We start from the raw sequence: 13,512 nt of genomic DNA on the forward strand, positions 1-13,512 counted from the left end.
CTAAAATTGTCAAAAGTGCCAAGGGCCAACGGCGAGATAGACGATGTGTATCGATCAGCATCTGTTCTGCAGTGGGTCGATAAAGAGGCGTAAACCACCAACCCAGTAGACAGCCGCTGATGAAACCGCCAAGGTGCGCGTTATTATCGACATTGGCAAACATAAAGCCGAAACCCAGATTAATACTAATAATAAAGACCAGCCAGAGCAACGCTAAGAGTCCTCCTCGAGGAAAGGCGCGCCGATGGACAAGAACAAAGATGCTATAAGCTCCGACCAGCCCGAAGATTGCGCCTGATGCGCCCACGCTGATCACATCTGGCGCGAATACGAAGCTGGCAATAATACTGATAATACCTGTAATTATGTAAATCAGCAAGAAACGCAGATGGCCAACCAGGCGTTCTAGGAACGTTCCCAATACAATCAGGTTCAGCATATTGAGTCCTACATGCAAAAGATTGGCGTGCAGGAAAATCGGTGTCAGAAAGCGCCAGTACTGCCCTTGCAGGATCAGGTTGTTTTCTTTTGCCCCATAGCGAATCAGTACAGTGGTCAGGGCTTCGTCGCTGCCAGGCTGTGTGTTGATGGCGTTATTGAGCACATGGTTGAGGACGGTGATCAGGCCATGGGCACCCATGGCCTGTGCGACTTGATCGGCCGTAAAACACCAGATCAAGCTTGAGCCAACCACGATGAGCCACGTTACCCAGTTGATCCGTGCCAGCTGCGCGCGGGTGTGGTGATGGGAAAGTGCCGCCCGGTAACTCAGCTTGGCACGAGCCGTGCGTGTCGCCACACCATCAAGCAGATGAGGATTGTTCACGTACACCTCGTTTCAAGAACGCTCTTCTCATAAAACCTTGTACCTATCTTCTATCAGTATAGTTTGTATGTTTACTGGCCTTGCTGCCTATGCTTATCATTTTTATTTGTTGGTGCAACACGGTCGCACAGCGACCGTGTTGCACCAACAAATAAAACGCCTTTTGAGTACCGAAGGTGCGAATCGTCAGGGGCCGCAGGCACGAGCCGCATGGCTTTCAGACCCTGTCTTAAGGCCAGAAGTATGATAGTTCTTTGTATGTACTACGTACTACAGCGTATAAGGTCGCAGGTCTGGACCGCAGATTATGCAATAGCTATTGAATCGAACCAGCCGTTACTTGATAAACCCACTTGAATGAATGTAGGTGGTGATGCCATTGAGCATGAATTGGATCGCCAGGGCCGCCAGCATAATACCCAGGATACGCGATAATACCAGGATGCCGGTTTTGCCCACATGCTTGATAATCCAGGTGCAACTGCGCATCGCCAGCCAGGCCAGGAAAAGGGCACTGATGATGGCGGCGGCCACCGATATTAAGCTTGCGGGATGAGGCGTAGCCTGCCCGATATAGAGGATGGTGGTTGCAATGGTGCCGGGACCAGCAATCATGGGAATAGCCAATGGAAAGACGCTGATATCTTCGCGCGTCATGGCTTCTTCTTCTTCAGCCTTGGTTTCGCGCGCGCCCGACTGGCGACCAAAGAGCATATCTACGGCAACCAGGAACAACAGGGCGCCGCCCGATATATTAAAAGCGTAGAGCTCAATCCCCAGTCGATCGAGCAAATAACGTCCCACGACCGCAAAAAAAAGGATAATGCCTGCACTGATTAGGGTGGCGCGTGCAACAATCACATTGCGCTGCGCGTTCGTGAAATGTGAGGTAAGCCCTACCACAACCGGAGCCAGTCCAACAGGATCAATTACGGTAAAAAAGGTCACAAATGCACTGATAGTAAAGGTTAAAGAGATATCCACAGATGAAGCCTCGATAAAGTAAAGAAAGTACTGTAAACAAGCCGTCGCTATTATATCACACATGAGTTAAAGGAGATGGTGTTTAGCTTCCATCCCCTTCACTGTGACGCTTCAATCTGTTGGTGCATAGGATTCTCCAGTCTCAGTACTATCACCACAATGTTATGTTACCTTACTGGCTGGTCCTGTGACATGTTTATTGTTCTTGTGCCGGGGATGTTGTATATAGGCGGCGACGGCGCGTCCAGTTTCGATAGCTACGATAGGAAACCAGGTACCACAACAATTCAAACAGGATGGCTGTGCCACTGGCTTTAAGCACCGGGACATCATATATAAGAATGTCCTTAGGAATATTGATGAGCACTACATCGGTGGCGAACCAGATACCCATCAAGGCGATAACAAATGTACTGAAAATTCCAAAGGGAACACGACGTCCAAAAACCAGGCGTGCGAGTATCCCTATCACCAGCGCCAGAGCCCAGCACAGAAGCTGGCCAGCGCTCAGAAAAAAGTGCATGCCGCTCAGCGCAAACGTAAAAATGACGAAATCGGCGAATATCAAGTTCATGAGCTCTCCTTTATGGCTTTTTCAGGTCAACTGCATATACCAGAATGTCCCTGACTCATTACTCTGCTGTATCTGTTACGTAATAGCTGGTAGAATAGGTGAGTGTATACAGCGCTAATACCATCCAGGCTATTGCTGTGCCTACTTTAACAGATACGTAGAAGATGCCTATAAAGACCCAGATAAATAAGTCCGGTCCAAAAATTCTCAGCATTCTTTTATCTATGACTAAATTTTCTCAGATATTATGCTTTTAATTCTGTTACTTATTGTCGCCGTAGTGTCCTGGTCTTGCGTATTAAGAGGGTAAGGGCATAAGAGTATAAAAGTTTATCATTAAATGTCTCGCTCGGTGCGTGGATAGCGTCTATTCCTATGTTTTTATTTGTTGATCTCATCAGACCTATTTCTGTTCGTGTTTGGTGAGTTGAGCATAACGGCAACCACGAGTATTCATGCCCGTGCGTTATAATGGAACAGCATTAATTTACATTGTATTGGGAGGCATGTTATGCAAAAGGCGAAACGGTTCGCAATTATCACCGGTGTGGTGGTGGCGATTATTCTGGTGGGCGGTGTGGCGGCTGCTGCTTTCTTTGGTAAATTGCTGGAACTGCTCTATGTGGTTTTGATTGTACTGGCACTGTTGCTTATTGCTGGTACAATGTATCAAATCTATTCAGTGTTTAAACTTGTGCGTGCAATTAATACCGTGCGCGATGAAATGAAACCATTAATTGGCTCCGTGAATGAGACAGTTGGAATTATGAAGGATACGGCCCGGACGGCTGGTAATACTGTATCAACTATTGGTACCGCGACGAAATTTACGTCTGAACTGGCGCTGGGACCTAGCGTGCGTGCGGCGGCAGCCGTGGTGGCTGCCCGGGAGATGGGACGTGTGTTCCTGGGCAAAGGGCATGCCAGAAGTCGAGCGGAAGAGCGTCGTAAACAGCAGATGGAGGCAATGGCGGCGGCAAACGCAGCTATGGATAGAGGGGGTGAATAATGGCAGGTATCGTTTTAGCGGTGAATCCTCTTCTGGCTTCGATGGGACAGATAGCCGTACTGGTTATCTGTCTGTTTGCCTTGATCTTTATTGTGGTCTCGGTGGCACTTAACCTGGTCATGAGCTTTGTGATGTCCTGGTTGAACGAGAAAGCCGAACTGATCAAGATGTTACGCCCATACGTAGAAAGTGTGAATACCACTTCTAAGGCAGCTGAGCGTGGCATTGCTCCTGCGGAAGATAAACCGGCCCCGGTGCGTATCGTTGGTCAGTTGCCGTTGAGTGTCAATGAGGCGGAGAAAAAGGTTGAACAGGTATCCGATCGTGTCACCAATGTGGTCATCGAGTTCCGTGCGCGTACTATACAGGCCAAAACGATAGCCAAAGCGTTTTTCCTGCCCGGCTTGATGGATAGGAAAAGCAGAGGTGAGTCGCTCGTTAATGAAGCGGGACAGCAGTTTGGTAGCCCTGGCTATCGAGCCTTGATGAATGAACATCCCGAAGTCATACCAGGACAGGAGTCCCGGCGCGAGGCACCTCTGCAGCAGCAGGCCATGCGCCAACAAAGGTAACATGTCTCTCACCCAACATTATATACAGCAATTCGGGCGTTTCCAGCGAAACGCCCGTTTATATCTTATCAGCAATGCCTTGAGTGGTATCACGCTGGGCATTCTGCAGGTTCTCTATAACCTCTATTTGATCGCGCTCGGATATCATACCGACTTTATCGGGTTGATCTTATTTGTTGGCACTATCGGGGGCGGCCTGGCTATTTTTCCTGCGGGCCTTTGTATCGATCGCTTTACAGGCAAATCTATCCTGATCTGGGCCAGTGTCCTGGTAGGTATCGCGGGGGCGGGACAAATTTTGTTGCGCACGCCGTTTTTCCTGCTGCTAAGCGCATTTATGGCGGGCATCGGCGGAGCCTTTATTCTGGTTGTCAATGCGCCTTTTCTTGCCCGTAACAGCACACCGGACGAGCGTTCCCACCTCTTTAGCCTCAATATCGTTCTGACCCTGATTATGACAGTGATCGGAGAGGCGCTGGGCGGTATTCTGCCGATCTGGTTTCGCTCTAGCGCCTGGCTGATGACTCCTCTGCCTCCCTGGTTACACTGGGCGCTGACCCAGCCTCCGCTGGCCCGTTCCTATCAACTGGCTCTGCTGGTGGCCGGCATTATTGTCGTCCCTAGCTTTATACCACTGTTTATGCTGCGCGAAACGCCACCCGCACAGCTTGAGCGCCGCGCCAGCACTGCCTCGCCGGCTGCCGCGCTCAAAGCCCGGCTTTCGTTTCTGTCTGAGTGGAGAAAGCTGCCGTTACAAATGCTGCTGACCAGTCCCTTAGCTGTCATGATTGGCATCCAGATTTTAATCGGCACTGGCGCTGGTTTGTTGCTTCCCTACTTCAATGTCTATTTTGTACAGCATCTAGGAGCCTCCTCAGCCTTATTTGGGGCCATTGACGCGGCGGCCAATACATTGAACGCATTGCTGACATTGCTTGCCCCCTGGCTCGTCCTACGCATTGGTAAGGTGGCTGCGCTGGTGATCCCCCGGGTCATCAGTTTGCCCATCATGCTCTTCATTGGCATTACCAGCTCGCTACCCCTGGCAGCAACCCTTTATCCTCTGCGCCAGGGGCTGATGGACATGTCGCAGGGAATTCTCCAGGTTTTCTCCATGGAAGTAGTGCCCGCACACCGGCGCGGCCTGGCCAATAGCAGTTATCAGGCTGCCTACCAGATCATGTGGGCGCTTGGTGCCTCTCTGGGAGGGCTCTTGATCGCCCGCGTAGGCTATCTCGCCGTCTTTATCTGTACCACCATCCTCTACTCGCTGGCCCTCATGCTGCTGTGGACCAGATTTGGTCATGGGCGCTGGCAGGAACCAGCCGCCTCACCACTCCAATCCGAACACATAGAAATGCCATCCAACAGCTAGTTGACAGGCCCGAACTGTTTTATTATGTAGTGTGAAAATTGTGCCCAGCACAATTTTCACACTACATAATAAAACTTTTTGAGCGCCGCAGGCGCGTAGCGTCAGGGGCCGAAGGCACAAAAAGCAGGCCTCAAATATTTCCCCCTGCCACCAAAGACAAAAAGAAGCATCCCTTGCAATAAATGCGGGATGCTTCTTTTTATTTGCTACGAACTACTCGGTTCAGGCAAGCTCGTCAGCAGAGTCTTTTTTCACCGTGAAGTGAATGAGCAGGATGCTGAACTCATACAGAATCGATAGAGCAACGCCAATGAAAACCGGACTATACAGGTCGCCGCCCGGTGTAACAACGGTGGCTGCTGCCCACATTGCCACGTGTGCAACCGCGCGTTTACTCTTCAAGAAACTCTCGGTCACGATGCCGATCAAGGCCAGGAAGGTCAGGACCAGCGGCAACTCGAAGACCGCGCCAAAGAGCAGCAAGAAGAATGATACAAATGAGAAGTAGCTATTCGCCGATATGAGCTCATTAAAGTTCTCTGCACCAAAGTTGATCAGGAAACTAACCGGGAATTGCAGGATAAAATATCCTAGCGCCACACCTATTATAAAAAGCACTAATCCCAATACGATAAATGGGACCGCGTGCTTCTTCTCCCGCTCATAGAGCCCGGGTGAGATGAACGCCCAGAGCTGATAGAGAATGACCGGAAGCGCAAACACCAGGCCAAAGACGATGGAGAGCTTGATTGTAACCGTGAAGGCTTCGCCCAGGCCCGTCATCGTCAGTCTTTGTTTTCCCCCAAGGGTATTAGCTGTAAGTGGTAATGGTGCGTCCAGTAGATGAATAAGCTGGTTGCGGAAGATGAATGCAATCACCACACCGACAGCCACTGCGATCAAACATTTAAAGATGCGCCAGCGGAGCTCTTCAAGATGATCTATCAGTGACATTGCAGAGGGGTCGTTTTCGTCATCGTCTTCCGGTGAGTTATTGAATCCCCCCGATTTTAGCAGGCCCTGCTGATCTAGATCACTGGTAGCCATGAGATCCCCCTATACTAGTGTCAGCAGTTTTCATTATTCAGCGGTTGGTGTGGTCTTTACCTCAGGCTGTGCAGACTCCTGTGCGGCCAGGGCAGCTTTTTTGGCGGCCAGTTCGCGCTCGATGGCTTCGAGTTCCAGGCGAGCAGACTCGGTGGCAGACTGGTGGGTCTGTACTTCTTCCTCATCTTTGGGTTTGGTGATTTCGTTAACGCCGTGTTTGAATTCTTTGATGCTCTTACCGATGGCGGAACCCATCTCGGGCAGCTTCTTTGGTCCGAAGACGAGAAGGGCGACGACGAGGACGATGATTAGCTCTAAGCCGTGTGAACCGAAAATACCCATGATAAATGTCCTTTCCTGCGCTGGTGCTTACTACTGTGTAGCACCCGGTACTGATTGTAACGAAGCCCGCCACGACGAAATAGTGGCCAGGTCATGCTTTCACTACTGCTTCTACAACTTTAGAATACTTGCCTAAAATATTATAACAACGCTGGCCCTAAGAATATGCCGGTCGGGGTCCTTCCTGGCTGCTCAAGAGGCTCTGGACACTGGCAACGCTGGCACTGAGAAGGCCAAGGCCAGCGGAACTCATTGCCACTAGTTGGACGGCACGACGGCGGCTGATACGCTGCTCGCAGAGGCGCCTGGCTACGCTCTGGCGTTGTTGTATGTCTTGTGCCTCCTGGTGCACAGAAGCGCATAGACGCTGCTCCAGAGCCTCGGGCGTCGGGCCGTTAGTGCCATAATGGCGTAACAACAAGGTCTCGATCGAGTCGTTATGCATAGCCACTTCCTATTGATGGTGCCTGGTTCGCCAGGGATAGGCGCCGATGCGTATCTTTGTGCGCATTGCGCTGTTTGCGATCCTGACCATCAGATTGTTGGACCTGTGAGTTGGTCGATAGCGGTGGTGCCGCATCGGCTAACTCTTCGCCACTTTGCTGTGAATAGAGCTGTTGGAACTGTTTACGAGCCCGGACCAGACGCTGCCGTACCGCGGCCTCCTTGAGGTCCAGCATATCTGCGATTTCTGCAGTTGAGAGTCCACCAACGATCGAGAATAAGAGGCAGATGCGTAAGGGCTCTGGTAAGAGAGCCATCGTACGCTGGACCGCGTCTTGTTCCGCCACAAATTCGGCGGGATCCTCATTTCCTACGGCTCCATAGCCGCCGGGTTGCACCCGTGCAGCCTGTGCCTGCACCATCTCATCGCCGGATGCGTTCCGTTCATTCCCTTCTTGCTGCTGACGTTTCTCATGCATACTGGAGAAAGGGATAAAGCTGAACAGCGCTCGTCTTCTTCTCTGCATACGCACTGTATTCAAAGCGATACGTAGCAACCAGGCCTTGGCGTGGAAGTGACCTCCACTGCTGGCTCGTGCCGCGTCAATGCCTTTCAACGCCTGATGAAAGGTATCCTGCGTTAGATCCTGGCTTTCCTCCCAGTTATTGGTCAGGCCATAGATCGTATGGAATACCAGTTTATAATATTCATGAATGAGCGTTTCAACAGCTTGTGCTGCAGGTATTGTATCCACACATGACTCTTTTCGCGTTCGTATGAAGGATTTCTAGGATTTAAGAAATCCTTCACGTTAATGTAGATGCATAGCAAATGGGATTTGTGACAACAAAACAACGACTTTTTTATTAAAAAATATTTAATCTTTGTGGTAAAGGGAAGCAAAGCGTCCCCATACGGGCGTCCGCATGCGCGGCCGCACTTTTTTTATTCAGGCAATGGTGCAAAAAAGGCGCGCTCGGCGCGCCTTTTTTGCACCATTGCCTGAATAAAACTGTTTGAGCGCCGCAGGCGCTCGTGTCAGGGGCCGAAGGCGCGAAACCCCTGGTTTTCATGCATCGTCTGAAAAAAAAAGGGCGCTTGCGATATATATAATTATATCAGCAAGCGCCTAGCATTGCGAAATATTAGCGCAGATGCTCTTCGATGTAATCCTCAGCTTCCTGGACCGTTGTGATTTTCTCAGCATCCTCGTCAGAAATCTGCAGTTTAAAACCCTCTTCGAGAGACATGATGAGTTCGACCAGGTCGAGTGAGTCTGCGTTGAGGTCCTCAACGAAAGATGCGCTAGGAACGACCTCGCTTTCATCAACACCGAGTTGCTCAACGATGATTTTTTTCAGACGCTCATGAACTGTAGGCATTACTTCACCTCGCTTTCCGCTTTTGAGATGGGCTGTTGTTGGGCCCTGTTAAATATTGTACCAAGAACTCCATTGACGAAGCGACTGGATGTTTCACTGCCATATGTTTTGGCAAGTTCCACGGCTTCGTTAATTGCCGCCTTGGCTGGTACAGTATTATTAAACAGAATTTCGTAGATTGCAAGTCTTAGAATGTTTTTATCGATACGAGCCATCTGCTGCAAAGGCCACTCACGCGCCGCGCTTTGGATGTGCGTATCGATATTTGCAAGCTGATTATACGCGCCCAGAACAAGTTCGCTAGCGTATTCAACTACCTTGGGGTGCAGATTGCGCTCCTCGGCATGGCGCTGCAAGACCTCTTCCGGGGCGTGGTTGGCTATATCATATTCGTAGAGTGTTTGCAGTGCGATCATTCGCGCTTGCCTGCGTATCCCTGGCATAGTATCCTCGAATGTAACTAGCTGGTGTCTGTTTGGCTCAGGCTATGCCGTAACGGCATGGCATGGGTTTAACAGACAATGTTTGACTCATCAGACGCGTTATTTACGCAACGTCCTGGATGTAGACATTGACGGCCTGAACCTGCATACCGATCATATTTTCTATGGCGGTGGCAACTTCTTCCTGGACGGCTGTGCCCACTTCCACTATGTTACTACCAGATTCAACGATTAGATAGAGGTCTGCAGTAACAGTATTATCTTTGACCGTAAGGTTGATGCCCTGATTGGGGACATCACGCCCCAATAATCGTGACCATTGGTCGCTGGTATGGGCCATACGGACAACACCGCGAATTTGCAGAGCAGTACTTAACACGATGGTTGTGAGCACTGGACGTGCCACACGTACCACGCCAATCGGTTGTGATTCCATAGCCATATGCTTGTTACCTCTTGACTACAGTGATAAACCACCGTCGATGCTAATTACCTGGCCAGTGATGTATTGAGCGGCTGGTGTACACAGAAATGCCACGGTGGTAGCAATATCTTCTGGTGTACCCAGGCGTCCCAATGCAACTTTGGTAGCCAGGTTGTTGCGTACTTCATGCGAGAGTTCTGCGGTCATCTCTGTTTCAATAAATCCTGGCGCGATCACGTTGACGCGTATGTTTCGCGAGCCCAGTTCTTTGGCCAGGGTTTTGCTGAATGCAATCAGGCCACCCTTGGCTGCCGTATAGTTGGCTTGTCCAGGATTGCCGCTCAATGCGACCACAGAAGCGATATTGACGATTGTACCCTTTCGAGCACGTATCATCATGCGCGCTGCTGCTTTACTGCAAAGATAGGCGCTTTTTAAGTTTGTGTCAAGTACACTATCCCAATCGTCTTCGCTCATGCGCAATAATAGATTGTCACGCGTAATTCCGGCATTATTTACCAGAATCTGGATGGGACCAAGACTGCGCGCCACGGTTGAAAAGAGCTGTTGTACGTCTTCTGCGTTACTGATATCGGCCGCAACGGCGATAGCCCGACGTCCCTGTGCTATGATGTGCTCGACTACGGCCTGCGCACAGGTTTCACTACCCAGGTAATTGACGCATACATCGGCGCCCAGGCGGGCCAGTTCCAATGCAATTGCTTTGCCAATGCCCCGGGAGGAGCCTGTAACGAGCGCTACCTGTCCTGCCAGCGGTAAATGCTGTGGATAATCCTCACGGCTCATATCACTCTTCTCTTTTCCCTCATAATGTCGTGCGCGTTAGTTCCTCCCAGGAAGACAATGGTGTACCATATTTTTTGCTATGTCGTTCAAAGCTCTTTTACTTTGGCGACCGCCTGTTCAATTTCGTCTACGCTACCAATATTGATGATGTCGGCGTCCTTGATGGTGCGCTTGATCATACCAGCCAGAGCCTGTCCAGGACCAATTTCAAAGAAGGTTGTCACGCCCTGGGCCGCTAAATATTCGATGGTGCGGGTCCATTGGACGGACTCAGCGATCTGCTGTGATAGCTCGCTACGGATATCTGAGGTGTTGGTCGTGGGTAAGGCGGTGATGTTGCTGATAATTGGATAGGAGGCGTTCTGAATCTGTGTGGCCGCGATAGAATCAGCTAATCTGGCTGCAGCTGGTTGCATGACTGGTGAGTGAAAGGCGCCGCTGACCGAGAGTCGGATGACGCGTTTGGCGCCACGTTGTTTGGCCAGGGCACATGCGGTATCGAGAGCCTGCTGCTCACCCGAAATGACTATTTGTCCAGGGGCATTGTAGTTTGCCAGCACCACGTGACCCATGCCGGGATGCTGCTGACCGCTCTGGGCCAGTTGCTGCAGACACTGCTGCGTCGCGTCCTCACAAACCTGTTGTAAGAGCTCTGCATTCATGCCAATGATGGCGGCCATCCCGCCCGGGCAGATTTCTTCCTCTTCATGCATTAAGCGGCCGCGCTCACGTACCAGGTGGGCGACGCCTTTGATGTCAATTGCGCCGGCAGCCACCATCGCAGTACACTCACCGACGCTATGGCCGGCGGTATAGCTGGGGGCAAGCGGCGTAGTCCAGGAAGAATTTTGCGGGGAGAGGGCTTCTTGAAAGGCTGCCAGATATGCGAGGCTAACTGCCACAATCGCTGGCTGGGCATTAATGGTTGAACGTAGGGTATCTTCCGGTCCCTGGAAACAAAGATTACTGAGCGAGAAGCCTAATGTTTCGTCGAAGGTATTGAAAACGCGTTTTGCCGCATCAGATGTTGCAAAAACATCCGCTCCCATCCCAACATTTTGACTTCCCTGCCCCGGAAATAAAAAGGCAACTTGTGTCGTCATTTTGTCCACTTCGTATACAGAAAGAATGTGTAAGGCTACCGGGTGACCTGGTTCCGATAATATATATGTGTATACCTATCTTTGAACCTTGAAGCGCACGCAAATGGTATAGGATTTTCACGGAGCTTTATTCTATGCTCACAGCGGTCGCTGTCATCCTGACATCTTGTACCGTACATCCTATGATGGGGGTAAATGTGAGGACAGGATTAAAAATTAATCGACCATAATATCACTACACAATTGAGCGTGCGTTCGTGGTAGCCTCGGCTACTTCTTACTACTTCTGGGTCTTGGGCAGGATTACCTGGCGACCACGATAAGTGCCACAATTAGGGCAAGCGTGATGCGAAAGGCGTGGACGCTTGCACTGTGGGCAGGCAACTAACTGTGGTATATCCAGATGATGATGTGCCCGTCGCTCTCCCTGACGAGCGTGTGAAATGCGCTGTTTAGGTAATGCTCCCATTACAGTTTTCTCCTCTTCCACCAGTATTGTGTCCCGAGTGCGTGATCGCACTCAGGGTTACCTACTCGTGTATGCTAATGTGTTTAGATTATTTTTCGTTTTGCAATAATTGTTTGAGCACATTCAGACGGGTATCATCAACCTCAGGTTTGCAGTCACAAGGACCAAGGTTGAGATCATGACCACACCGTGCACATAGGCCTGCGCAATCTTCCTTGCACAGAGGTACCGTTGGGATAGCCAGCAATACGGCCTGGCGAATTGCTTCGGTAAGATCAACCTGATGGTGTTCATCGATGGGGAAAACATCATCCTCATCGATTGGAGGGAGTGGTGTACCCGTCACCACATCCACCGTTGGATAAAAAAGCTCTTCAAAGGTTATGTGCATGGGTTGCTCAAAAAGCTTTAAGCAGCGTGCACACTCTAATTCAATGCTAAGATCTATCCAACCGTCTACCAGCAGTCCCTGATTGACACGGCGCATACGCGTATGCCCATCGATGGGTCCAATCACCTTAAAATCGTTGTCGAACTGAACCTGCTCTTCGTGAATATCTGCTTCAAATGCTGCCCCCGAGCCAACCGGAGACTTCATTAATTGCGCCACATTAAAGATCATGGAACTGTGTCCTTTCCATTGAGACCTAAAAAGTATAGAACTTTTGCCAGTAAATACATTTTGGCGCAAGGCGAATTGTCCCCTACTCTTCTCTGGCGCCTGCTCATTATAGACAAGGCATGAGAGGGTGTCAAGTCCTGTTTGCGATTCCAGGTTTACAGCAACAGGCCGGGGAAAACGCCGCTGGCGCGGCTCTTCTGGTCCCAGAAAATTGTGAGGGAACCTCTCTTGCTGACCTTACGCCTCTGCCATTTTACTTATATTACATTGGATAATTGGGGCCGCCCATAGTGTCGGCGGCCAGTGAAGCTCGCCGTGGTAGGGCGCGGGGTTGGAGCGCATCATCGTCATCGTCTGGCTCTACTATGTCAGGTGGTGCCGTGGCCTCTAACTCTTCCTCGGGACGGCCTTCCAGGCTGTCCAGGCCTTTTTCAATACTCATAACGGTGCGCTCGATTTCCATTTCAACGTTGAGGAGATGTTCCCGCAGGTTACGCAGGGTTTCGGAGGCATACGTGTCGGCTTCGATCTGCATCTGGTCGGTGTGGGTCTCTGCGCGTCGTACAATTGCCTGTGCCTGATCGTTTGCCCTCCGGATGATCTCCTGTGAACGCTCTTCAGCAGCACGCAGGAGTCCCTCGCGTGCCATTGTTCGTTCGCTTTCCTCCCTGGCTCGGGTCAGCATGGTGGATGCTTCGGTCTGTGCCTGCGCCAGAATGCGTTCTTTTTCCTGCATGATTCGTCGCGCCTGTTTGATTTCGCCAGGGACCGATGTTCGCATATGGTCAATGATTGTGAGAAGATCGGCCTCTTTGAGAATCACCTGGTTAACTAATGGCATCCGTTTGCTATTGGCGACAAGGTTCTCCAGGCGATCTACAAGGTAGAGAATATCCATATTAGTGTGCCTTGCCTCCTTCCCATGCCGCTGTGTCCCCTCCGGACCTGGCGAGATGCCTCTTTTTGAAGAGGTTACGGCTGATATCTATATCTATTCTACGATTAGATAGCCATGCCTGTTGCAGAGTTGCATGAGCAATCTTAGAGGCCGCTGTGCACTATCTGGCTGTGTTGCTGACCAGTTGCTT

Annotated in this window: 18 protein-coding genes; 3 read left to right on the plus strand and 15 right to left on the minus strand. The window is 50.7% G+C overall.

The window, feature by feature from the left end:
• From JMI88_RS27995 to JMI88_RS28005, 3 genes are all read right to left on the minus strand, one after another.
• Positions 1-826 (minus strand): rhomboid family intramembrane serine protease (locus JMI88_RS27995; protein ID WP_201365252.1); only part of this gene is annotated, 826 nt, incomplete at its 3' end.
• Positions 827-1,162: 336 nt separating this feature from the next.
• A complete protein-coding gene (locus tag JMI88_RS28000; protein ID WP_201365253.1) occupies positions 1,163-1,810 on the minus strand; it encodes a MarC family protein in 648 nt (215 codons plus the stop codon).
• 196 nt (positions 1,811-2,006) lie between these two features.
• Positions 2,007-2,384 carry a hypothetical protein gene (locus JMI88_RS28005; RefSeq protein ID WP_201365254.1) on the minus strand — a complete coding sequence of 126 codons (378 nt, stop codon included), beginning with the start codon at positions 2,382-2,384 and terminating at the stop codon, positions 2,007-2,009.
• 511 nt (positions 2,385-2,895) lie between these two features.
• Between JMI88_RS28005 and JMI88_RS28010 the strand changes: the two genes are divergently transcribed.
• The 3 genes from JMI88_RS28010 to JMI88_RS28020 are packed head-to-tail and all read left to right on the plus strand — an operon-like array spanning position 2,896 to position 5,340.
• Entirely contained in the window at positions 2,896-3,393 is a 498-nt protein-coding gene (locus JMI88_RS28010; RefSeq protein ID WP_201365255.1) for a hypothetical protein, read from the plus strand.
• Complete coding sequence (locus JMI88_RS28015; RefSeq protein ID WP_201365256.1) at positions 3,393-3,965, plus strand: hypothetical protein; 573 nt, start codon at positions 3,393-3,395, stop codon at positions 3,963-3,965. Before JMI88_RS28010 ends, JMI88_RS28015 begins: the two co-directional genes overlap by 1 nt.
• A 1-nt stretch (position 3,966) precedes the next feature.
• A complete protein-coding gene (locus JMI88_RS28020; protein ID WP_201365257.1) occupies positions 3,967-5,340 on the plus strand; it encodes an MFS transporter in 1,374 nt (457 codons plus the stop codon).
• Positions 5,341-5,562: 222 nt separating this feature from the next.
• Here JMI88_RS28020 and tatC read toward each other — a convergent pair whose 3' ends face one another.
• The 12 genes from tatC to JMI88_RS28080 all read right to left on the minus strand — a co-directional run bounded on the left by tatC (position 5,563) and on the right by JMI88_RS28080 (position 13,322).
• The gene (tatC, locus tag JMI88_RS28025) at positions 5,563-6,387 is read right to left on the minus strand and encodes a twin-arginine translocase subunit TatC (protein WP_201365258.1); all 825 of its coding nucleotides are present in this window, start codon (positions 6,385-6,387) and stop codon (positions 5,563-5,565) included.
• A gap of 33 nt (positions 6,388-6,420) precedes the next feature.
• A complete protein-coding gene (locus tag JMI88_RS40255) occupies positions 6,421-6,729 on the minus strand; it encodes a Sec-independent protein translocase subunit TatA/TatB (RefSeq protein WP_201365259.1) in 309 nt (102 codons plus the stop codon).
• 157 nt (positions 6,730-6,886) lie between these two features.
• Positions 6,887-7,174, minus strand: a complete 288-nt coding sequence (locus JMI88_RS28035) for a hypothetical protein (RefSeq protein WP_201365260.1) — start codon at positions 7,172-7,174, stop codon at positions 6,887-6,889.
• A complete protein-coding gene (locus JMI88_RS28040) occupies positions 7,167-7,928 on the minus strand; it encodes an RNA polymerase sigma factor (protein ID WP_201365261.1) in 762 nt (253 codons plus the stop codon). Before JMI88_RS28040 ends, JMI88_RS28035 begins: the two co-directional genes overlap by 8 nt.
• A gap of 391 nt (positions 7,929-8,319) precedes the next feature.
• Positions 8,320-8,556, minus strand: coding sequence for an acyl carrier protein (acpP, locus tag JMI88_RS28045; RefSeq protein ID WP_126596574.1), 237 nt, complete (start codon positions 8,554-8,556; stop codon positions 8,320-8,322).
• Positions 8,556-8,999, minus strand: a complete 444-nt coding sequence (gene nusB, locus JMI88_RS28050) for a transcription antitermination factor NusB (protein WP_201365262.1) — start codon at positions 8,997-8,999, stop codon at positions 8,556-8,558. The genes acpP and nusB overlap by 1 nt, the downstream gene beginning before the upstream one ends.
• A 103-nt stretch (positions 9,000-9,102) precedes the next feature.
• The gene (locus JMI88_RS28055) at positions 9,103-9,441 is read right to left on the minus strand and encodes an Asp23/Gls24 family envelope stress response protein (RefSeq protein WP_201365263.1); all 339 of its coding nucleotides are present in this window, start codon (positions 9,439-9,441) and stop codon (positions 9,103-9,105) included.
• Positions 9,442-9,459: 18 nt separating this feature from the next.
• A complete protein-coding gene (gene fabG, locus JMI88_RS28060; protein WP_201365264.1) occupies positions 9,460-10,230 on the minus strand; it encodes a 3-oxoacyl-[acyl-carrier-protein] reductase in 771 nt (256 codons plus the stop codon).
• An 86-nt stretch (positions 10,231-10,316) separates the two neighbouring features.
• Complete coding sequence (fabD, locus tag JMI88_RS28065; protein WP_201365265.1) at positions 10,317-11,333, minus strand: ACP S-malonyltransferase; 1,017 nt, start codon at positions 11,331-11,333, stop codon at positions 10,317-10,319.
• A 280-nt stretch (positions 11,334-11,613) separates the two neighbouring features.
• Positions 11,614-11,802 carry a 50S ribosomal protein L32 gene (gene rpmF, locus JMI88_RS28070; protein ID WP_201365266.1) on the minus strand — a complete coding sequence of 63 codons (189 nt, stop codon included), beginning with the start codon at positions 11,800-11,802 and terminating at the stop codon, positions 11,614-11,616.
• An 88-nt stretch (positions 11,803-11,890) separates the two neighbouring features.
• Positions 11,891-12,424 carry a YceD family protein gene (locus JMI88_RS28075; RefSeq protein ID WP_201365267.1) on the minus strand — a complete coding sequence of 178 codons (534 nt, stop codon included), beginning with the start codon at positions 12,422-12,424 and terminating at the stop codon, positions 11,891-11,893.
• A 262-nt stretch (positions 12,425-12,686) separates the two neighbouring features.
• Positions 12,687-13,322 (minus strand): hypothetical protein, encoded by a 636-nt coding sequence (locus tag JMI88_RS28080; RefSeq protein WP_201365268.1) that lies wholly within the window; start codon positions 13,320-13,322, stop codon positions 12,687-12,689.
• Positions 13,323-13,512: the final 190 nt, after the last annotated feature.

The sequence above is a fragment of the Dictyobacter formicarum genome, from assembly GCF_016587435.1.

Excerpts from the sequence above, each read along its gene's own strand:
- nusB (WP_201365262.1), bottom strand. The coding sequence starts at position 8,999 with ATGCCAGGGATACGCAGGCAAGCGCGAATGATCGCACTGCAAACACTC.
- JMI88_RS28035 (WP_201365260.1), bottom strand. The coding sequence starts at position 7,174 with ATGCATAACGACTCGATCGAGACCTTGTTGTTACGCCATTATGGCACT.
- JMI88_RS28015 (WP_201365256.1), top strand. The coding sequence starts at position 3,393 with ATGGCAGGTATCGTTTTAGCGGTGAATCCTCTTCTGGCTTCGATGGGA.
- tatC (WP_201365258.1), bottom strand. The coding sequence starts at position 6,387 with ATGGCTACCAGTGATCTAGATCAGCAGGGCCTGCTAAAATCGGGGGGA.
- JMI88_RS28055 (WP_201365263.1), bottom strand. The coding sequence starts at position 9,441 with ATGGCTATGGAATCACAACCGATTGGCGTGGTACGTGTGGCACGTCCA.
- JMI88_RS40255 (WP_201365259.1), bottom strand. The coding sequence starts at position 6,729 with ATGGGTATTTTCGGTTCACACGGCTTAGAGCTAATCATCGTCCTCGTC.
- rpmF (WP_201365266.1), bottom strand. The coding sequence starts at position 11,802 with ATGGGAGCATTACCTAAACAGCGCATTTCACACGCTCGTCAGGGAGAG.
- fabD (WP_201365265.1), bottom strand. The coding sequence starts at position 11,333 with ATGACGACACAAGTTGCCTTTTTATTTCCGGGGCAGGGAAGTCAAAAT.
- JMI88_RS28075 (WP_201365267.1), bottom strand. The coding sequence starts at position 12,424 with ATGATCTTTAATGTGGCGCAATTAATGAAGTCTCCGGTTGGCTCGGGG.
- JMI88_RS28005 (WP_201365254.1), bottom strand. The coding sequence starts at position 2,384 with ATGAACTTGATATTCGCCGATTTCGTCATTTTTACGTTTGCGCTGAGC.
- JMI88_RS28010 (WP_201365255.1), top strand. The coding sequence starts at position 2,896 with ATGCAAAAGGCGAAACGGTTCGCAATTATCACCGGTGTGGTGGTGGCG.
- fabG (WP_201365264.1), bottom strand. The coding sequence starts at position 10,230 with ATGAGCCGTGAGGATTATCCACAGCATTTACCGCTGGCAGGACAGGTA.
- JMI88_RS28080 (WP_201365268.1), bottom strand. The coding sequence starts at position 13,322 with ATGGATATTCTCTACCTTGTAGATCGCCTGGAGAACCTTGTCGCCAAT.
- acpP (WP_126596574.1), bottom strand. The coding sequence starts at position 8,556 with ATGCCTACAGTTCATGAGCGTCTGAAAAAAATCATCGTTGAGCAACTC.
- JMI88_RS28020 (WP_201365257.1), top strand. The coding sequence starts at position 3,967 with ATGTCTCTCACCCAACATTATATACAGCAATTCGGGCGTTTCCAGCGA.